We start from the raw sequence: 20248 nt of genomic DNA, 5'->3' as shown, positions 1-20248 counted from the left end.
GTTTCGGGTTTTGGGTTGAAAGTTTAAAGTAGTAATTTATGAATGGATTTGAAGAACTGGATGTTTGGAAACTGGCAAGAGAAATTTGTAATGATGTCTGGATAATAATTGAAAGTACTTCTCTGGGTAAGGATTACAGTCTTAAGAACCAAATGAATGATTCCTCTGGATCAATAATGGACAATATCGCTGAAGGATTTGAACGAAATGGAAATCGCGAATTCATTCAGTTTTTAAGTATTGCTAAAGCCTCTTGTGGAGAATTGAGATCTCAATTGTACCGATGTTTAGATAGAAAACATATCACAAAAACACAATTCGATAACATCTTCTCGAAAACAATTACCGAAGGAAAAAAGATAGGTGCATTTATGTCTTATCTTAAAAAATCAGAGAGGAAAGGGGCTAAGTATGATTGATTTTTTTTTAAACCCCGCAACGCGTATCCCAACTCTCGAAATCTTTCGCTATGATCAATAAACGCCTACTCGTAAAAAACCTTTTGGCCCATAATGACGAGAATAGTTTTTACGACAAAAAGCGTTTTATATCCATTGGGGAAAAGGAAGGCAAGGCCAAGTTTTTAAAGCACGTCTGCGCTTTGGCCAATAGCAACCCCAAAAACAATTCCTTTATCGTGATCGGGGTGGAGGACGAGGACAATAAAATTGTGGGCGTCGATTTTTTTGATGACAGCAAAATCCAGAACCTCGTCAACGCCTATTTGGACAATCCCCCTTTGATTTCCTACGAAAACATCCCTTTTCCCCATCTGCCCGAAGGTAAGGTGGTCGGTCTGGTCACCATAAGGTCCAACGGGAAGGTCTGTGCATTGCGCAAGAACATCTGGAAATATTACGGAGGCGCGGTTTTTTTTCGCGAAGGCAGCATCAGCCTGCCCAAAGCTTTTGACATTGAACTGAAGGACATCAATTCTGAAAAAGTGGCCACTATTGAGCAGCATGCTCGTAACAATATCGAGTATACGCTGGATGCGGTAATCAATTTTTTCAATACAAGGCACCCCGATTTAACGAGCGATTACAAAGTATTCAAGGAACAATTTGTGGTCTGTTGGGCCGGCAACAAGAAAAAAGTAAAGGGAAAAATCTACTATTCCCGTGTGGATATAGAGCTGATCAACGAACAAGTGAAGCTTTTCTATTCCGCTTTGGATGAAATTACCATTGATTATGACGAGGATTCCTTTAAAACCTTGGAGTATGTTCAGTTGGGGCTGGGTTCCCATCAAAAATATTATCCCTTGGAAGAGATGACGATTACATTTTCGGACAATGGCAAGTACACCATCAACAGCAAACTCATATTTGAACCGCCACAGTTTGATAAAAAAACGCTATATCACGTGTACAATGCCAACAATGCATTGCTCAAAAAACTGGAAAACCATATTCCATTGACCGATTCGGAGCATACGGACATTACCCATTTGCCCGCTACCTATTTGATTTGTTACTTGAACGGTTTTGAAGAGGCGAAGGACAAAATGGACAGTTCCAGGGCGCTGCTGAAAGCCTACGACACCCATGTATACCAATCCATGAAAGAGTCGCAACGGATTTTGAGAAAAGTAAGGTACGCCTAGGATTTCATCAGCCAGAGCATCTGATAGGGGATTAGTTCCAAAAGAGCGCTGTTAAGCCCCACTTTTTTACCGGACACCAAATCCAACGGCTCTCCTTTGCTAAAATAACCTAGTTTTTTAATCCAACTGCTATCGATAACCTGAGGGTTCTCATCAAAATTACAGATCACCAATAATCCTTTGTGCTGCTCTGTCCTTTCAAATGAAAAAACATGGTCGTTCCCTGTATGATAGAGTTCAAGGTTGTTTTTATCGGCAAAAACACTGTTCTCCTTTCTTATTTTGATGAGTTTTTGAAGCGCATGGAATATGGTGGATTGGGGCGAATTTTGATTGTCCAAACTTGAAATGGTCTCCCAATCCTGCATGGGTCGGTTCACCCAGCGGCTATCCCCTTTTTTGGATGCGTCATTTTGGAAGGAATAATCGTTCAGCGTGCCAATTTCATCACCTGCGTAGATCAAGGGAATACCACCAAAGGCCAATGTGATGCCGTGCAGCATAATAATTTTACGCACCGATGCCTCCTTCAGGTCTTCATTGTTGGTTTTGATAGCCTTTTCAAGTCCCAATAAAGATGCCGCACTACCTGTAATTCGGCCGTCCCCTGTTTTGGGGTTGTACATAAAAAGCATTCCCATTGCTGGCGACCAATCCAATCGCTGGCAATAATAGTCCAACAAAAATTTTCGGTGCATCTCCGGGTTCCATCCCAATGCTTGGATGAGGTGGTTTTCGTACCCCAATCCAATATCATCATGGCAGCGGATGTAGTTGATCCACGTACAATCTTGTGGTTTGGGCGGAACGTGCATCAAGCTTTTATACAGCAATTGTGTTTTTTTCGTGGCGATGGAATTCCATAAAAGTGCCATTAAGGACGCATTATAGGCAATCTCACATTCGTTGCCTTTTTTTTCTTCCTCCCCAAAATATTTTACGATGTCGGTCGGTGCCACAATAGCTTCGGCCAAAAGTATGGACCCGGGGGCCACCACCTGCAGGCACATTCGGAACAGGGAGATGAGGTTGTGCGCTTCGGGCAAGTTTTGGGAAATCGTCCCGATTTTTTTCCAAAGAAAAGCCAGGGCATCAAACCGGACCACATCTACGCCCATGTCCGTTAGCTTTACCAAATTGGTGAGCATTTCCAAAAACACTTCGGGGTTGGTGTAGTTAAGATCCCATTGGTAGGTGTTGAAGACCGTCATCACCCATTTTTCCATTTCAGGGATGTAGGTAAAGTTGCCGGGAGACGTTTCAGGAAACACTTCGGGCAGGGTTTTTTCAAATTCCGCCGGTATGGTGAAATCCTCGTAAGTGTAGTAGTAGCCTTGATATTTTTTATCTCCTTTCTTTGCCTTTTTGGCCCATGAAAATTCATTGGAGGTATGGTTGACCACAAAATCGAGCATCAAGTAAATACCGTTTTTGCGAAATGCCTTCGTCAATTCGAGCAAATCTTCTTTGGAGCCATATTTTTTATCCACTTCGAGGTAGTTGTTCACTGCGTAGCCGCCGTCACTTTCTCCTTTGGGTCGTGTGGTGATGGGCATCAGGTGCAAAAAATTGACCCCTAGCTTTTTGAAATACGGTATTTTTTCTTCTAACCCTTTTAAATCTTTATTAAAGTGCTCCACATACAACTGCATTCCCACCAGCTTTTCGGACTGGTACCAATTGCCCGATTGCAACCGTTTCAAGTCTTGCTGTTGTAATGCTTCGGGTCTCTCGGAGAATAACTTGGGAAGCAGTTTCAATAGTTTTTGGAACTGTTTTTCGTAACGTTCCTCCGGATAAAGCGAAAAGAACTGCTTTTGGATCAAGGTAAGATTAGTGGCCAATCGCTGATCAAATTGTTCTTGATCATCTTTCCCCTTTTGGGAGAGTAGCCGATGTAATTTTGCTTGGTTCATCTACTTTTCGAGCTGGTCTTTTGTGGGGAGGGACACAATGGCGCCAAAATTCGTAGTGGTAATGGCCCCTGCCTTATTGGCTTTGGCCACCATTTTCTCGACCAAGGAAAAATCTTCCAGAACAGGCTCAAAATTGCCCAAATCCGAAATTTGGTACAACAAGCAGCCTATAAAAGCATCACCCGCGCCAGTAGTGTCGACAGGGTTCACCTTTACGCTGGGAATCGTTTTTTTGGTGCCGTTCATGCTGAGCAAAGTGCCATCCTTCCCCAAGGTCACCGTAATTATTTTGGTCCCGATTTTATGTAGTGCGTCGCAGGCTTCGTGCAAATCTTCCTTTCCCGAAATAAGCTGTGCTTCTTCCATACTGAACTTGCACAAATGGGATTTTTCCACAAATGGCATGCACTTTTTTATGAAGGTTTCCTCATCATCCTTCCAAAGATCGATTCTAAAATTAGGATCAAAACAAATGAACATATCCTTTGTTAGCCCATCAAAAAGATATCTGCCGTATGTTTTTTCCAAAGGCCCTCCCAAAAGTGCCGTTGCCGCACCAAGGTGAAGAATGTTCCCGGGAAGATTTTTACGTAGATCAGGATTGTATTTTAGTTCTTTATCAGCTCCACGGCTAAAAACAAAATCACGTTCCCCATCTTCCGAGAGCGAAACAAAGGCAAGTGTGGTAAAGGTATCCGACAGTTGGGTCAACGAAACATCTACCCCTTCATTTTTTAAGGTTTCCAAAAGAAATTTACCAAAGGGATCATCCCCAACACTGCCAATAAAGATACCATTTCCGCCCAGTTTGGAAATGGTACAGGCCACATTGGCCGGCGCACCTCCTGCTTTTTTGGTAAATTGGTTTGCTTTGGAAAGATCGCTACCTTGTCGTTCGGCAACAAAATCTATCAACACTTCGCCGATGCAGTAAACTTTTTTCATATTGTTTTCGGAATATTCTAAGGTACATAGAAAATAGTGCCATGACCAAAAAACGGTTAGGTTTATTTGAATTCTAGGTTAAATACGTGATAAAGACATCATGATTTTTCATGGGCCAAGGTTTTGTGTGTAATATTGCCAAAAACTTTTCTATGCGAACACTGGTAGTGGGCGATATACATTCTGGAGTAAGGGCTTTGGAACAATTGATGGACAAAGCCAAGGTTACCCCAAAAGACCATATTATTTTTTTGGGCGATTATGTGGATGGCTGGAGCACGGCGGTAGAGACCATCGATTTTTTGATTGAGTTGCAAAGTGAACATACATGCACTTTTATCCGTGGAAACCACGATGAACTCTGCAAGGCCTGGCTTATAGATCAAAAAGAAAATCCACAATGGCTGGCCCATGGGGGCACGGCAACTAGGGATTCTTATTTGAATGCCGACAAGGAAAAGTGGAGGCATCACCTTAATTTTTATGAAAGTTTGCAAAACTACTATCTCGCAGACGATAACCGCTTATATCTTCATGCTGGCTACACCAATCTAAAGGGCATAGATTACGAGTATTTTCAGCAATCATTTTATTGGGATCGTACGTTATGGGAACTGGCCACTGCGCTGGACCCCAACTTAAAGCCCACCGACCCCAAGTTTCCAAAAAGGTTGACCCACTACAAAGAAGTTTTTATTGGGCATACCCCGATATCCAAACGAGAGGTTGTAGAACCCCAGAACAGAGCCAATGTTTGGAACGTAGACACAGGGGCTGCTTTTAAAGGCGGTTTGACGATGTTGGATGTAGAAACCAAACAATTTTGGCAAAGTGACCCGGTCCATGAATTTTATCCCGGAGAAACAGGAAGAAATTTGGGTTAAATTCATTAAATTATAAAGACCTTTGTAAAAACCCCGTACTATGTCGATAAAAAATGTAAGGTTGGAAGTGATGCAGGCCATTGAGCCTAAAGTGGAAGATTATATCAATGAATTTCTTATCCCAGCAGAAAAAATATGGCAGCCGACAGATTTTTTGCCCGACTCCCAAAGCGATAAATTTTTTGATGAGGTTGAGAAGATTCGTGGTGAAGCCAAGGAACTGGGCTATGATTTTTGGGTAACCCTCGTTGCCGATACCATTACCGAGGAAGCTCTGCCCACCTACGAATCGTGGTTGATGGATGTGGAAGGTATCGACCAGCACAATGGAAAGGACAACGGTTGGAGTAAATGGGTACGCGCATGGACGGCCGAAGAAAACCGTCATGGCGATGTCTTGAACAAATATTTGTACCTATCCGGACGAGTGAACATGCGTGAAATAGAAATTACCACGCAACATCTAATTTCTGATGGATTTGATATTGGTACGGACAGAGATCCCTACAAAAACTTTGTGTACACTACCTTCCAAGAGTTGGCCACCAATATTTCGCACAAGAGGGTCGGAAAAATGGCCAAAAAACAGGGAAATGGTTTGCTCGCAAAAATGTGTACCATCATCGCTGGAGATGAAATGAGGCACCATCTGGCCTACCGGGAGTTTGTAAAGACCATTATGGGACAAGATCCCGATGGAATGGTTTTGGCGTTCGCCGATATGATGAAAAAGAAAATTGTAATGCCTGCCCATTTTTTACGTGAGTCGGGAGGTACCATAGGCGAGGCCTTTGAGCAGTTTTCCAATTGCGCACAACGTTTGGGCGTGTATACTGCCCAAGATTATATCGATATTCTTAAAAAGTTGAACGATTATTGGGAGATCGGCAACCTTCGCGGTCTTTCCGATCAAGCGGAAAAGGCTAGGGTATATTTGATGAAGCTCCCAGAGCGCTTGCAAAGAATTTCCGAGCGTATGCAATTTTCTCAAGAGCAGTACAGGTTTAAATGGGTGGAGGCCAATGGCATGATGTAGAAAGACAAGTCGGTCTTTTTTCTTAATATTTTCCGGCTCTATGCTTTTCTTGCCATTCGAATAATTGCTCCCAATGACCTTCGTAGGCCATTTTGGCCTGCATGGGCCACGATGCAGGGTCGTGTATCCTGTAACGGCTTCCGCCCGAATCGAGCACTTCTTGACATTTGTCCACAGGTGTTTCGGATAGATTTTTCCAAGTTTTAATGTTGAAATTATGGAATAGCCCTTCTATTTTGGGACCGATTCCCTCGATAAGTTTCAGGTCGTTTTCTTTGATGGTCTTTCCGAAGGCAGCTTTGGCTTCATCGGCATTAAAAAGAAAAGTGTTTTTCCCTGATGAGTGTATATCGGAATCCAGCCTAGGATTTTTGGTTTTTGTAGGATTGTTATCCAAACGTTTTCGGCAAGTTTCAAGATCGGATTTCAATTTTGCGTTTTCTATTTCCAGTACGTTGATTTCAATAGACTTATCCGCAACGGACGGAGTGTCGGATTTTCCAAAAATGTATCCCAAAACCGCCGAGATTATCCCCGTAATGGCCAAACAGACCCAATACCACATAGAAGAACTTAACCAATCCATAGTTTTTGAATAACGAAGATTACAAACTGGCTAATTAAAATATCAAAAAAATCTTAAAAATCTAAACAAAGCCCATGTAAACTATGCTATTTTCAAAAACAAGGGTGTTTTGTAGGAAAAATCAAAAACTGAAAATAAAATAAAAAGTACCAACTATACACTATTTGTGACCAATTGTAATATACCCTTTAATTTCTTCATTAAATATTTTGAAATTTGGTACTCAACATTAAGTGAAGAGCCCTGTTTCTCCCGACAAAGATCCGGCACTGAAATAGGGTTTTAAAGTTAAGTTTGAGTTAGTTAAGTTGGTTTTAAAGACTGCCCATTTAGCATTGCGTCCAAATGGGCGGCTTTTTCTTTTTATAGGTCAAACTTAATGCCCTGTGCGAGCGGTAGCTCTGTAGTATAGTTGATGGTGTTTGTTTGTCTTCGCATGTACACTTTCCATGCATCTGAACCACTTTCTCTACCTCCACCGGTTTCTTTTTCACCACCAAATGCCCCACCGATTTCAGCTCCGGAAGTACCTATGTTTACATTGGCAATCCCGCAGTCCGAACCTTCAACGGAGAGGAATCGTTCTGCCTCGCGCAAGTTATTGGTCATTATCGCCGATGATAGACCTTGCCTTACCCCATTTTGCATATCCAATGCGTTTTGTAGGTCGCCACTGTACTTTAATATGTACAATACAGGGCCAAAAGTTTCGTGCTGTACAATCTCAAAGTGATTTTCAGCTTCAGCGATGGCGGGTTTTACATAACAACCACTTTCATAACCTTCACCTTCCAATACTCCGCCTTCTACCAAGATGTTCCCACCTTCGGCCTTCACTTTTTCAAGAGCGTTCAAATAGTTTTTCACGGCATCTTTATCGATAAGCGGCCCAACGTGGTTGTTTTCATCCAACGGATTGCCAATGCGGATTTGCTTGTACGCGTCCACAATGGCATTTTTCACCTTGTCGTACACATCTTCGTGCACAATGAGCCTACGTGTGGATGTGCAACGTTGGCCACAAGTGCCCACCGCACCGAATACGGCACCGATCACTGTATTTTTTATGTTGGCATCGGGCGTTACGATGATAGCGTTGTTTCCCCCAAGTTCCAACAAAGATTTTCCTAGTCTTTCCCCAACAGTTTTGGCCACTATTTTTCCCATACGGGTAGAACCTGTTGCCGAGATCAATGGAATTCGTTCATCTTTGGTCATGAACTCGCCCACGGCATAGTCTCCCGTGATCAAGCAGGAAATCCCTTCGGGCACCCCATTTTCGGAAAATACGCGGGCCGCTATATTTTGACAGGCCACAGAGGTCATGGGTGTTTTTTCGGAACCCTTCCAAATACAGGCATCGCCACAGACCCAAGCCAGGGCCGTGTTCCAGGACCAAACAGCTACGGGGAAGTTAAATGCGGAAATGATGCCTACCACTCCCAAGGGATGATACTGTTCGTACATCCTGTGGCCGGGACGTTCGCTGTGCATGGTCAATCCGTGCAGTTGTCGGGATAGTCCAACGGCAAAGTCGCATATATCGATCATTTCCTGTACCTCTCCCAGTCCTTCTTGATAACTTTTGCCCATTTCGTAGGAGACCAATTTGCCCAACGGCTCCTTCAACCTGCGCAGTTCATCATTGAATTTTCGAACTACCTCTCCGCGTTGGGGAGCTGGCATGGTCCGCCATTTTTTAAAGCCTTCTTGAGCGGTATTGATGACTTTTTCGTAGTCCTCTCGAGTGGTGGCCTTCACTTTCCCGATCAAGGCACCATCAACCGGAGAGTAGGATTCAATGATTTCTCCCTCCGAGAACCAGTTTTTTCCAGTTGAGGTACCATTGTTTATTTTGTTCAGGCCCAATTCTTTCAGGGCTTCTTCTATTCCAAAAGCAGTTGCTGTTTTAGACATTTATAACTTTTTAAGGGTGTATTGTTATATTTTTACAATTATACAAATAATCTCCTAGAGGATGAACGGTTTAGAGGAATAGATGGATCAAGAAGAGGAGAATTCCAATCAGCGCAGGGAGTGCCTGTACCGTGAATATTTTTTTTGATGCCGTAGCCGCCCCATATATTCCGGCCACGGTAACACAGCCCAAAAAAAACAATCCCACATAGATTTGCCATGTTTTATCTGGAATGATGAGAGACCAAATCAGTCCAGCAGCCAAGAAACCGTTGTAGAGACCTTGGTTGGCCGCCAATGTTTTGGTGGGCTCGAACAAATGTTCGGGCAACGATCGGAAAACTTTTTTTGCTTTTGTGGTCCAGGCAAACATCTCCAACCACAAAAAATAAATGTGAAGCAATGCCACAATACCGATAATGATCTTTGCTAAAACGAGTATCATTCTTCCTTGGCCACAAAACGTTCATCAACGGGCATAACCGTTCCGCAATTATCACACGTACGTAAATCTTTCGAACCGTAAAAGTGTTTAAAATGGCCCAAGAAATCCTTCTCGATATCGTTCAGTTTAAAGTAGACTTCGTACAACTTATGGTTACAGTTATCGCAGAACCACAACAGGCCATCTTCGGCATCTAGATCAGCTCTTTTGCGCTCTATCACCAACCCTAGGGAACCTTCTTGTCGGACAGGGGAATGGGGAACCTTCGCAGGATGAAGGTACATGTCCCCGGGTCCAAGCCTCATCGTCTTCTTTTGGCCATGTTCTTGGATGTGGACTTCAATGTTTCCCTCTAGCTGATAGAAAAGCTCCTCCGTTTCATTATAGTGGTAATCCTTTCTGGCGTTTGGGCCAGCTACGATCATAACAATATAATCACCGGACTCCTTGTAAAGATTTTTATTGCCTACGGGTGGTTTTAGGGTGTCCCGGTTTTCCTCGATCCACTTATTTAGGTTAAAAGGTTCCTTTATCGCCATGTTCAAAGATTTTACGAAAGGTAAAAAAATCCTTGCTGCGAACATAGCGATTAACAAAAAAGACCCACCAGTTGGCGGGTCCGTTGTAGCTGGTTATATAGGTTGGGTTATTTTACCTTAATGAATATCTGGGTATAGTATGGTCTACCTTGCTTATCCAATTGAACGCTCAAGGTGGTATGCGAAAAGTCGCCTTCCATGGCTTCTTTATGGGATGAACTGTTGAGCCACCCTTCCAAAGTTTTTTCTGCCGAAACATAATATCTGGCAACGTTTTCAGATACGCTGATCGCATTGGTTTCCTCGGCAATCTTTTCAGCCCGAGACTGAAAATTATCATGGCTAAGTGTGTTTTTGGAAATCATGTAGTCGTTGTGCTCTTCGGCATATTTATAGGCCGGAGCGTTTTTGTCCAAGATGGTCAGCCCAATGGATTCACGGTGATGGTTGACCAAGTTTAATAGGTCTTCCTCCATTTTAACGGGATCTACGGTGACTTTTTCGTTGCCAAGGGTTGCCTCGGTATAGTCTTGCTCCTCTTGCTGTATAGATGGTGTGCTACAGTAACTTAACGCAACAGCAAGTGTTATGACTAATGCAATGCCATATACTTTTTTCATTTTCGGGGTGTTTTCCGGGAGTGTTCAATTCCCTAATGTTCTCTGTTGCTAAACTAATAGAGGCACTGTCTTTTTCCATGAAATTTCCATGTTAGGATAGATTATCACGTTGAAATACAGTTAACTGTGGACCGACATTTATTTAGGATGGAAGAAAGGTCCTTTTATCGGAAAAAATGAACCGTTTAAATAATCTCCTCACTTGCTTCTATTTCTTCTGATGGATCACTTTCGTCATTATCGAGTACGTAAGAAAAGACCAGGTCTCCCAATTCTTTGATGGGCTCATAGAAAACGGATTCTTCCTTGGTTTCCTCGTTGATGAGCCCCATGGGAGAGGCAAGTTTTTCGAAGAAAATGAGAAATGCACCCAAAATCACGGCAACCTTTAATGCCCCAAAAATACCACCGGCAATTTTGTTCAAAAGGCCGAGCATGGCAAAGTCGGCAATTTTGGTCAGGAATTTTCCGGCCAAGTTCACCACAATGATTATGGCAAAAAAAGTAATCAAGAATGCGGCGATTTTTAGGTACTGGTCGCTCCAATCAAAACGTTGGGCAAGGTAATCGCCGGCGATGTACGAAAAATGGATGGCACCATATATCCCTGCAATCAAAGCAATCAGGGAAGCAAGCTCAACAAAAAGACCGTTCCTCAAGCCTTTGTAAAGGCCCCAGACCAAAAGAATTCCGATGATTATATCCAAAAAGCTCATACGCAGGTTTTAACAAATATAGAATATTGATTTGTACCTTTGGTACTCATATCAAATCACATGTCAAGAGACGAACAATTAAAAGAGCGGTGGGAGTTTTTGGTGAAGAAACTGTCAGCACAATTTTCCGATGGCGACCCGTTGGAATTGGACGGAATCGTCTATTTGGTCGGAGTTCAGGAATTGGGCGATTTTCATCGTAAATTTAAAAAGGACGAGAAAGTCAACCTGATGCATATCGCCATCTGCCGGTTATTGGAACCTTATGGCTATTATGATTTTGATTTTTTCGATGAAGACGGATGGCCGCACTATACCATCAAGGAACAATTGCCGCCATTAAAAGCCGGTGAACAATCCGTTTTAATGAAGGAGGCCTTGGTCAATTACTTTATGGAAAAAGAATACATCACCTAAATGGAACTTAAAAAACCATACTACGCAGTGATTTTTACCAGCCTTAGGACTGAAGGGGACCTTGGCTATGCTAAAATGGCGGAGGAAATGGAAACCTTGGCCCAAAAACAACCCGGCTTTATAGGTATGGAAAGTGCCAGGGACGGATTGGGCATTACGGTCAGTTATTGGGAGAGTTTGGAGGCCATTGCCGATTGGAAAGCCAATATGGACCATCGACAGGCGCAGAAAAATGGAATTAAAACATGGTATTCCTGGTACAAGGTCAGGATTTGCAAAGTAGAACGCGAATACGAATTCAACACATAGAAACATGGGCGAGAACATTGCTTTTTCCAACATAGATAGAAAGGACAAACTGCAAACAGCGGCCGATACTACTTATGATCTTGTAGTGATTGGCGGAGGAATCACCGGGGCGGGCATTGCCTTGGATGCATCTTCTCGCGGAATGAAGGTGTTGTTGCTCGAAAAGGGCGATTTTGCTTCCGGCACCAGCAGTAAATCCACCAAGCTGATACACGGAGGGCTACGCTACCTAAAACAGTTCGATTTTTGGTTGGTGAAGGAAGTGGGTTCGGAAAGAGCCATCGTACATAAATTGGCTCCGCATTTAGTACTTCCCGAAAAAATGTTGCTTCCACTTATTGAGGGAGGTTCCTATGGAAAATGGCTGACATCTATAGGCTTGAAGGTCTACGATATTTTGGCACAAGTTTCAGGGGAAGATAAACGACAGATGCTGGAGAAAAAGGAAGCTTTGAAGTTAGAGCCCCTTTTGCCCAAAAAGATACTCAACGGAGCTGGTTATTATGCCGAATACCGAACCGATGATGCCCGATTGACCTTGGAAAACATAAAGACCAGTCTTCAGTTTGGAACTCAGATATTCAATTACACCAAGGTAACGGATTTTGTTTATGAGGATGAAAAAGTAGCAGGGGTCAAGTTTTCGGACGAGGTGTTTGGAGATGAATACAGTGTGTCATCAAAATATGTGATTAATGCCGCTGGGCCTTGGGTGGATGAACTCAGGAGTGTCAATCAATCCAAAAAAGGCAAGCAATTGCATTTGACCAAGGGGGTACATTTGGTGTTTCCAAAGGAAAAATTGCCCGTGAAGCAATCCGTTTATTTTGACATTCCCGATGGCAGGATGATGTTTGCCATTCCACGTGGAAAGGTCACCTATATTGGCACCACCGATACCAATTACAATTCCGATAAGGACCATGTGACCACGGAATTGGCCGATGCCATTTATCTGATATCGGCGGTCAACAATATGTTTCCTGACATTGAATTGGAGCTGGACGATATCATTTCCTCTTGGGCCGGACTGCGACCTTTGATTCATGAAGAAGGCAAATCTGCCTCCGAACTATCCCGAAAGGATGAAATTTTTACTTCCGATACCGGTTTGGTAAGCATTGCGGGCGGAAAGCTGACGGGATACCGAAAAATGGCGGAGCGAACTGTGAACCGAATCGCCAAAAAAATGGAGGAAGACCACAATGCCAAACTGGGACATTGCACCACGGACAAGATTCCACTTTGTGGAAACGACTTTAAAAAGTTCAAGCACGTCAAAAAATATATTTCCGACCTTCAAGAACAGCTGCAAACAGATGAATTTAGCAAGTATGATGCGTGGTATTTGGTGACCACCTACGGCAAGCAAACGGAATCTATTTTAGAACTGTATGCGAAAATAAAAGGCGACAAACCCAAAGAAAGAATGATAAGGGCCGAGGCTCAATTTACCATAGCCCACGAAATGGCGTTGAACCCATTGGACTTTTTTATTCGAAGAACGGGCCGACTTTATTTCGACATTCATAGTGTCCGAAAATACAAAGCCCCAGTTTTCGAGGAGTTCCAGAAGGCGTACAACTACTCCAAAGAAGAAATGGAAGCCTTTTCCCAGGAATTGGATACGCAATTAAAGGAACATTCCGATTTTTCTTTGGAAAGGGATTAATCCAACCTATTTATATTCTTTTCTTTTCAAGTCCTGATAATTCGAGGTAAATCCGTGGGATTTTGTCGATTTCCAGTTCTCGACACGATTTTTCTTTTGAAAAAATCTCAGAATTACCCATCCGTCAATTTAAAACCACCATACGTCAACCCAAAAGGGGCATCCATTGATTTAGAGGGCTTTGAAAGATAATTTTTACATAGCTTGACACCAATCTTGACTCTATTAACTTAAAAACACCTACTTAATGCAATTCTATAAAATAAACCCCTTAGTACATCGAAATGCCTTTTTTCCAACTGTAATTTTAGCTTTGGCAATACTATTGAGTTCATGTGAAAATGAAGAAGAACAAAACATGTCTTTTGAGGAAAGTCAACTTACTTCTTTGCTCTTTGATAAAGTGGGTATTGAAAAGGCGGAGTTAAAGGAAAAATTAGCCTATAAGAATTATCACCTTACTTTTTTAATGGAAGAAGTACTTCAATCCAACCCAGATTTTGATGAACAGGAAATTACTAAGTCGAGCAAAAAGGGTCATATGGGAGCTTCATATTTTAAGGATTTACTGGGTAAAACATTAAAGGGTAAAGGGAAAAGAGAAATAAATGATAGCATTCAATTTTCCTTAAACGCTTTTATCGATTTGGATGGAGAATCATGGCATCCATATGTGTATAAAATTAAAGAAGGAAGGGAAAGCAAACCTTTCTTTCTGATTAATAGTTACGACCCAGATAAAGAGAAAGAAATCGTGCAGGGATACAAACTGGATGCTGCTGGACAGTTGGAATTAAAATATCGGAAGTTGTTGGAAGAGGATGTTTTTGGCCCTAACCCTAAACCAGAAGCTTTAGAAAATGATGTTTATGTGCTCGGAATATCTCCAGAAGATCAAGAATATATGTTGCCAGACCCTATCGCTGAAGAAGGGTTTGAAGGGGGAGAAGGGAGTTCTTCAGGCGGTGGATCTTCTGGTAGTGGAAGTCATATACCCAAAGATTTGCAAATTGAAAAAATAAAGATTAAGGATAAAAAGGAATCATGGTTGGAAAAAGCAGATGTGCATATTTATGGGTATGCCATGTCTGATAATGTGTATTTTTTTTATCCCCTGGGATATTACTGGGGGGATAGGGTGACAATAGATGGGGCTCAAATTCGAAATAACCCTGAATATAAATTAGGTAAATTTTCTAATAGTGATGTAAATAATGGGGTTTTTAAGACCATTAATAAACATATTATGAATAAAAGTGAATCCTCAAGTACATTCATATCATATATAATTTATGAATATGACGGGTTTCCTGCACCGTTGAAATCCGTTTATTTTAATCGTCCGGATGGAACTAGTGCTGTGATTAGTTATAGATCCTACAATCAAAAATACATTTCAGCAAAGGTACAGGCCAGTAATATTTTTGAATATGACAATTTTTTCGTTTTAAATGGTTTTGGGAATGTTATTAAAAATTCTGTTATAGAATATCATTTTAGTCCTTCCTATTAGATAAATCATTTTTAAAATGAAAATGCACATACTTTTATTCCTATTTTTACTGCCACTATATCTTGCAGCCCAAGATAACTCAAGAGCGAAAAATTTCTTTTTAAACCTTGGTGCTGAATATAGAATTACCCCCATTTACAAATCAGGAGATCAGGCCCAGGCCAAAAACTTTATTAATCCCGATTTACAAAATTCCGGCCCTGCACTTAATTTAGGGTTCGATTATTATTTTACTCAAAATTTTAGTGCAGGATTCAAAACCTCTTTTCGTTATGACCTTATAACAACTCGTATCGATAATACAGCTTCAGAAACAGAGCGTGGGCTGATGTTCGGCTATCATTTTAACTTGAACTATCACTTTCAAGTATTCCAAAAAGGCGAATTATTGGTCGGTGCCGGCCTTAGCTTGCTCAACCGAAATAGTGAGTATGTAAGAACAGAATCAATTTTAAATGAAGAAGGAGAGATTGTAGGTTCAAATTCCTCTTTGGACAATTATAATTTCAGCGCAAACAAAATTTTCGTTGGTTATGGAAAAGGCAGGTCTAAAATAATGTTGGGTATATACATATCGCGAAATACTAAGTATTTTGATGAGAAAACGACTTTTATCCTACCATTTATAAGCTACAGTTTCAATCTTTTAAAGCTCTGAATGCGAAATCAATCCAACTTCTCCGTCAGTTTCTCAAAAATCTTTTTCGGGTCTTTGTTTTTATAGAGCACTTGGTACACCGCATTGATAATGGGTGTTTTGGACTTTTTTTGCAGCTTCTCCATAAGATTATGGGCACTTTGGGTCGCATAATAGCCTTCGGCCACCATGTTCATTTCCATCATAGCGCTTTTTACGGTGTAGCCCTTTCCGATCATATTCCCGAACATACGGTTTCTGCTAAAAACGGAATAGCCCGTTACCAACAAATCGCCCAAATAGGCAGAAGCATTGATGTTGCGCTTCATTTTGTACACACGATCAATAAACCGTTTCATTTCCCGGATGGCGTTGCTCATCAGCACACTTTGGAAGTTATCCCCGTAGCCGAGTCCATGCGCAATACCTGCGGCAATGGCATAAATGTTCTTCAACATGGCCGCGTATTCGGTCCCGATGATGTCATCCGATATTTTGGTACGGATATAATCGCTCTTTAGGTGTTTCGCCACCATTTTCGCCTTGTCGGCATCCGCACAGGCAATGGTTAGATATGATAGGCGTTCCAAGGCCACCTCTTCCGCATGGCAAGGTCCCGTGATCACACCTATGTTCTCAAAAGGGATGTCGTATTTCTCATTAAAATGTTCCCCGACGATCCGTCCGCTTTCCGGAACAATCCCCTTAATGGCCGAAAAAATGATTTTATCCTTGAGTGAAGCCGTCAACTGCTTAAGTTCCCTATCCAAAAAAGCAGAAGGGATGGCAAAAATGAGCACGTCGGATGCTTCCACAACCTCATTGATGTCAAAGCTCATTTTCAGTTGGTCCACATCAAACTCCACGGAACTCAAATAGTTGGGATTGTGCCATTCTTTTTTAATGTGACGAATGGCAGAATCGCTCCGCATATACCAATTGACCTCATCTAAATTTTCGGTCAACATCTTTACAATGGCCGTTCCCCAACTTCCTCCACCAAAAACTCCAAACGTAAGTTTGTCTTTCATGCATCCAAATTAGTGTGTAAAGCTAAAAAATAAATCCTTCAGCTTATTATTTATTGATTATCAATCGGTTAAAAATTTTGGCACAGTGCTTGGTTTACGTAAAGAGAACTTTAAAACCTCGATTATGAAAAATAGAAAACTACTCTTTGGAATTTTATTCATTGGCCTATTGGCCAGTTCTTGCTATACCGAGGTTATTGTGGAAGATGATTTGATCACCGAACCACCCATCAATACCGCCTTGGTCTTGGAATCGCACGACCTTTGGTATGTGGACATCAACGAAACCCGTGGAAACGGAGAGGTTCCATTTTTACAACGAGCCTTTACCATTTCTTTTGATAGGGGAATCGTTTATGCCAACAACAACCTTTCAGGATTGGGGAAAACCGGCAACGGATTGGGAATAGATGTCGGTGCCTATGCCACCTACAGCGGTCAGGTGGAAATAGACCACGATGTGGATGGACTATGGTTATTGGAAGTGTTCGCTTTGGATTATGATACTTTGGAAATCTACGATTCCCGTTCGGATACTTCCTATATATTGGAGGGCTATCAAAGAAACAACTTCGATTACGATATGGTGTTCTACGACAACATCCACTACTTTTTACAGGAATATCAAGTTTGGGAGAAGACCTATACCAGCGAAGTAGGGGCATTGAACGAGTTTGATGAGGAAAACTACCTACAGTTTTTTGATGATGGGAATGGATATTTCAGGTCTTCTGTAGATGCCCAGGGCATACCATTGTCCAACCTACAATGGGATTATGAAGGTGATTACGAAGTATATGATGTGGCCAATGACGCTTCCTTGAAAACTTTAACACTGGATTATGACTATTTGGGCAATGATTATTTTGAGTTGTACGTTATCAATGATAGTACTATAGAGTTGTACCATGTATCCAGCGGAACGGTATATGAATTTACAGGAAGAGGATACATTCAATATTTGAAATCTAGTGACGGAACAGGTAAAAAACGTTCAAAGACCAACAACCCTGTAATGGACGTTGCCCGTCAACGAAATATGTAAGGAAGAACAACTTTGTTCGACTATACAAACAGTTTTTTTGGTTGGTTATTTAGTTAAGAATCGCCCCGCTCTATTGAGTTCGGGGCGGTTCTTTTTTATAGAAAGATAATCGGGGTACGCATCATTGGAACCAACCCAATACGAAACCGCTAAATTAAGTCCGCTTGGGAAAAGGTATTGGCACTGACTAACTGTTGGATTATCAAATCTTTAAAAATTTTTGTCCGATTAGGGTCTTGCATTTAATAATGTTACTTTTGCCCGCTTCAAGAAGGAAGCCATGAAAAAGTACCTCAATCTTTTCGATTTTTCACAAAAAGTAAACTATCGCACGGAAATTTTATCGGGCTTGACCGTTGCGCTTGCCCTGGTCCCCGAAGCCATTGCATTTGCCTTTATTGCAGGTCTTTCCCCTTTAACTGGATTGTACGCAGCCTTTGTCATGGGATTGGTCACCTCGATATTGGGCGGTCGACCTGGAATGATCTCTGGAGCTACGGGAGCCGTGGCGGTGGTCATCGTTACATTGGCACAGCAATACGGGGTCGAATATGTTTTTGCCACTGTGATTCTAGCTGGAATTTTACAGATGATAGCAGGCTTATTGCGGCTCGGTAAGTTGATGCGTTTGGTGCCCCACCCCGTAATTTTTGGTTTTGTTAATGGATTGGCGGTAATCATATTCATGTCACAGATGAGCCAGTTCCAAACCGTGGATGGCGAATGGTTGAGCGGAAGTACACTTTATATTTTCTTGGGATTGGTGCTGTTGACTATGCTCGTGATCTGGGGATTGCCCAAGCTAACAAAAGTAGTTCCCGCCTCTTTGGCAGCCATTCTTTTGGTATTCGGGATTGTATTTTTCTTTGGATTGGATACCCGGACCATTGGGGATATCGCTTCCATTCAAGGAACATTTCCTCCCTTTCATATTCCCGACCTTCCTTTTACTTGGGAAACTTTGCAGATTATCTTCCCATTTGCCGCAATTATGGCGGGCGTCGGTCTTATTGAGAGTTTATTGACCCTCAATATTGTGGATGAGATTACCGAAACCCGTGGTCGTGGCAATAAAGAAGCCGTTGCTCAGGGAACCGCGAACATTCTCTCTGGATTTTTCTCGGGCATGGGTGGTTGTGCCATGATCGGGCAGAGTTTGATCAACACTTCCAATGGTGCAAGAGCTAGACTTTCTGGAATTTTTGCCGCTTTAATGTTGTTGGTGTTCATCATGTTTGGTTCTGGATTGATTGAAAAAGTACCAATGGCCGCACTAACGGGACTTATGATAATGGTGGCATTGGGAACTTTTGAATGGGCGAGCCTGAAAACTTTCCGCAGAATGCCAAAATCCGATGTCTTGGTAATGGTATTGGTTACCTTGGTGACCGTGTTCCTTCACAATTTGGCCTTGGCCGTGTTGGTGGGAGTGATAATTTCAGCTTTGGTATTTGCTTGGGACAACGCAAAGCGCATCCGTGCCAGAAAAAGCATTGATGATGAAGGCGTAAAGCATTATGAAATCTATGGTCCTTTATTCTTTGGAAGTACCACCTTATTTGCCGAAAAGTTCGATGTGCTCAACGACCCCGAAGAAGTGGTGATCGATTTTAAAGAAAGCAGGTTGGTGGATATGTCCGCCATTGAGGCCGTGAACAAAATCACGGAGCGCTACCGAAAAGTGGGCAAAAAAGTACACTTAAAGCACTTGAGCCGCGACTGCAGACGTTTGTTGGCCAATGCCGACGATATTATCGAGGTAAACGTATTGGAAGACCCGACCTATAAGGTTGTGACGGATTAAGGTTAAGCCCTATTCCTTGGTTTTGCCCAAGAACACATTTACGTTGGGATTTTGTGGATTGCCGCTGGACCGGCGCATCAAAACAATTTGACCGGTATGATGGATGCAATCCGTAATCATACCATTGATCATGTTCCAATAGGGAAATTCTGATTGGTTTTCGCCCTGTTGAAACACAATGGTCAGTTGTTCCAAATCTTCGATATCCTTGCCCAAAACCAAATCGCTTGCTTCTTTGAAGTTTTCTAAGGTCATTTTTCGTAGTTCATCAAAAGAATAGTCCGGAGAATCATCTTCTCGGATGATGTGTTCCCCCTTGTTGGTCATTAAAATGGAATGGGATAAACTATAAATATGGTCGAGGGTTTGCATTGCAGATCGTCCCTCTTCGGAAGGTTTATGGCCGAGATCCTGTTCAGTCAACCCTTCAGTGGCCCAATAATAGCGATAGCCCAACCCGTCAATCATTCTGGCCACCAGATTGCCCGAGGCATAATCGGTGGGATATGGGGGTATTTCCTTATAAGGTAAATCAGATTCTTGTGCCTTGATAGTATTGAGCATAAAAATAAATACGATTAAAAAATAGGGTAGTTTCTTCATTTTGGAA

21 protein-coding genes are annotated in these 20248 nt (G+C 42.1%); 11 read left to right on the top strand and 10 right to left on the bottom strand.

Going from position 1 to position 20248, the window contains the following annotated elements; translation table 11 throughout:
- The first annotated feature begins 38 nt into the window (after window positions 1–38).
- Together GVT53_RS16190 and GVT53_RS16185 are read left to right on the top strand one after the other, a co-directional pair.
- A complete protein-coding gene (locus tag GVT53_RS16190) occupies window positions 39–419 on the top strand; it encodes a four helix bundle protein (protein ID WP_166249529.1) in 381 nt (126 codons plus the stop codon).
- 50 nt (window positions 420–469) lie between these two features.
- A complete protein-coding gene (locus tag GVT53_RS16185) occupies window positions 470–1606 on the top strand; it encodes an ATP-binding protein (protein ID WP_166249528.1) in 1137 nt (378 codons plus the stop codon).
- On the opposite strand, the gene GVT53_RS16180 is transcribed toward GVT53_RS16185, so the two are convergent.
- Together GVT53_RS16180 and GVT53_RS16175 are read right to left on the bottom strand one after the other, a co-directional pair.
- Window positions 1603–3522, bottom strand: a complete 1920-nt coding sequence (locus GVT53_RS16180; protein WP_166249527.1) for an alpha-amylase family protein — start codon at window positions 3520–3522, stop codon at window positions 1603–1605. The genes GVT53_RS16185 and GVT53_RS16180 overlap by 4 nt on opposite strands.
- Window positions 3523–4467 (bottom strand): carbohydrate kinase family protein, encoded by a 945-nt coding sequence (locus tag GVT53_RS16175; protein WP_166249526.1) that lies wholly within the window; start codon window positions 4465–4467, stop codon window positions 3523–3525.
- A gap of 152 nt (window positions 4468–4619) precedes the next feature.
- On the opposite strand from GVT53_RS16175, the gene GVT53_RS16170 reads away from it, so the two are divergent.
- On the top strand, window positions 4620–5351 hold the full coding sequence (locus GVT53_RS16170) for a metallophosphoesterase family protein (protein WP_166249525.1): 732 nt from the start codon (window positions 4620–4622) through the stop codon (window positions 5349–5351).
- Between the two features lie 40 nt (window positions 5352–5391).
- Window positions 5392–6387, top strand: coding sequence for an acyl-ACP desaturase (locus tag GVT53_RS16165; protein WP_166249524.1), 996 nt, complete (start codon window positions 5392–5394; stop codon window positions 6385–6387).
- A gap of 22 nt (window positions 6388–6409) precedes the next feature.
- On the opposite strand, the gene GVT53_RS16160 is transcribed toward GVT53_RS16165, so the two are convergent.
- The 6 genes from GVT53_RS16160 to GVT53_RS16135 all read right to left on the bottom strand — a co-directional run bounded on the left by GVT53_RS16160 (window position 6410) and on the right by GVT53_RS16135 (window position 11210).
- Window positions 6410–6973, bottom strand: coding sequence for a hypothetical protein (locus tag GVT53_RS16160; protein WP_240905058.1), 564 nt, complete (start codon window positions 6971–6973; stop codon window positions 6410–6412).
- A 363-nt stretch (window positions 6974–7336) separates the two neighbouring features.
- Window positions 7337–8890 (bottom strand): L-piperidine-6-carboxylate dehydrogenase, encoded by a 1554-nt coding sequence (amaB, locus tag GVT53_RS16155; RefSeq protein WP_166249523.1) that lies wholly within the window; start codon window positions 8888–8890, stop codon window positions 7337–7339.
- Window positions 8891–8960: 70 nt separating this feature from the next.
- A complete protein-coding gene (locus GVT53_RS16150) occupies window positions 8961–9335 on the bottom strand; it encodes a DUF1304 domain-containing protein (protein ID WP_205791740.1) in 375 nt (124 codons plus the stop codon).
- A complete protein-coding gene (locus GVT53_RS16145) occupies window positions 9332–9874 on the bottom strand; it encodes a 3-hydroxyanthranilate 3,4-dioxygenase (RefSeq protein ID WP_166249522.1) in 543 nt (180 codons plus the stop codon). Before GVT53_RS16145 ends, GVT53_RS16150 begins: the two co-directional genes overlap by 4 nt.
- 107 nt (window positions 9875–9981) lie before the next feature.
- Window positions 9982–10494 carry a CAP domain-containing protein gene (locus GVT53_RS16140; protein ID WP_166249521.1) on the bottom strand — a complete coding sequence of 171 codons (513 nt, stop codon included), beginning with the start codon at window positions 10492–10494 and terminating at the stop codon, window positions 9982–9984.
- A 185-nt stretch (window positions 10495–10679) separates the two neighbouring features.
- Window positions 10680–11210: a CvpA family protein gene (locus tag GVT53_RS16135; protein WP_166249520.1), complete on the bottom strand. Its 531-nt coding sequence runs from the start codon at window positions 11208–11210 to the stop codon at window positions 10680–10682.
- Between the two features lie 60 nt (window positions 11211–11270).
- Between GVT53_RS16135 and GVT53_RS16130 the strand changes: the two genes are divergently transcribed.
- From GVT53_RS16130 to GVT53_RS16110, 5 genes are all read left to right on the top strand, one after another.
- On the top strand, window positions 11271–11627 hold the full coding sequence (locus tag GVT53_RS16130) for a hypothetical protein (protein WP_166249519.1): 357 nt from the start codon (window positions 11271–11273) through the stop codon (window positions 11625–11627).
- Window positions 11628–11936: an antibiotic biosynthesis monooxygenase family protein gene (locus GVT53_RS16125; RefSeq protein ID WP_166249518.1), complete on the top strand. Its 309-nt coding sequence runs from the start codon at window positions 11628–11630 to the stop codon at window positions 11934–11936.
- Between the two features lie 4 nt (window positions 11937–11940).
- Entirely contained in the window at window positions 11941–13608 is a 1668-nt protein-coding gene (locus tag GVT53_RS16120) for a glycerol-3-phosphate dehydrogenase/oxidase (protein WP_166249517.1), read from the top strand.
- Window positions 13609–13855: 247 nt separating this feature from the next.
- On the top strand, window positions 13856–15121 hold the full coding sequence (locus GVT53_RS16115; RefSeq protein WP_166249516.1) for a hypothetical protein: 1266 nt from the start codon (window positions 13856–13858) through the stop codon (window positions 15119–15121).
- Between the two features lie 16 nt (window positions 15122–15137).
- Complete coding sequence (locus GVT53_RS16110) at window positions 15138–15779, top strand: hypothetical protein (RefSeq protein WP_166249515.1); 642 nt, start codon at window positions 15138–15140, stop codon at window positions 15777–15779.
- An 8-nt stretch (window positions 15780–15787) separates the two neighbouring features.
- Here GVT53_RS16110 and GVT53_RS16105 read toward each other — a convergent pair whose 3' ends face one another.
- Window positions 15788–16789, bottom strand: a complete 1002-nt coding sequence (locus GVT53_RS16105; RefSeq protein WP_166249514.1) for an NAD(P)H-dependent glycerol-3-phosphate dehydrogenase — start codon at window positions 16787–16789, stop codon at window positions 15788–15790.
- Window positions 16790–16913: 124 nt separating this feature from the next.
- Here GVT53_RS16105 and GVT53_RS16100 point away from each other — a divergent pair, with 124 nt between their 5' ends.
- On the top strand, window positions 16914–17834 hold the full coding sequence (locus GVT53_RS16100) for a nicotinic acid mononucleotide adenyltransferase (protein WP_166249513.1): 921 nt from the start codon (window positions 16914–16916) through the stop codon (window positions 17832–17834).
- 280 nt (window positions 17835–18114) lie between these two features.
- Window positions 18115–19638 carry a SulP family inorganic anion transporter gene (locus tag GVT53_RS16095; protein ID WP_166249512.1) on the top strand — a complete coding sequence of 508 codons (1524 nt, stop codon included), beginning with the start codon at window positions 18115–18117 and terminating at the stop codon, window positions 19636–19638.
- Window positions 19639–19647: 9 nt separating this feature from the next.
- On the opposite strand, the gene GVT53_RS16090 is transcribed toward GVT53_RS16095, so the two are convergent.
- A complete protein-coding gene (locus GVT53_RS16090) occupies window positions 19648–20241 on the bottom strand; it encodes a DinB family protein (RefSeq protein ID WP_166249511.1) in 594 nt (197 codons plus the stop codon).
- Between the last annotated feature and the right edge of the window lie 7 nt (window positions 20242–20248).

It is taken from the genome of Flagellimonas oceani (assembly GCF_011068285.1).
GTDB lineage: Bacteria > Bacteroidota > Bacteroidia > Flavobacteriales > Flavobacteriaceae > Flagellimonas > Flagellimonas oceani.
The sequence above is the reverse complement of the archived record's forward strand: the minus strand, read 5'-3'. Positions and strand labels throughout refer to the sequence as shown.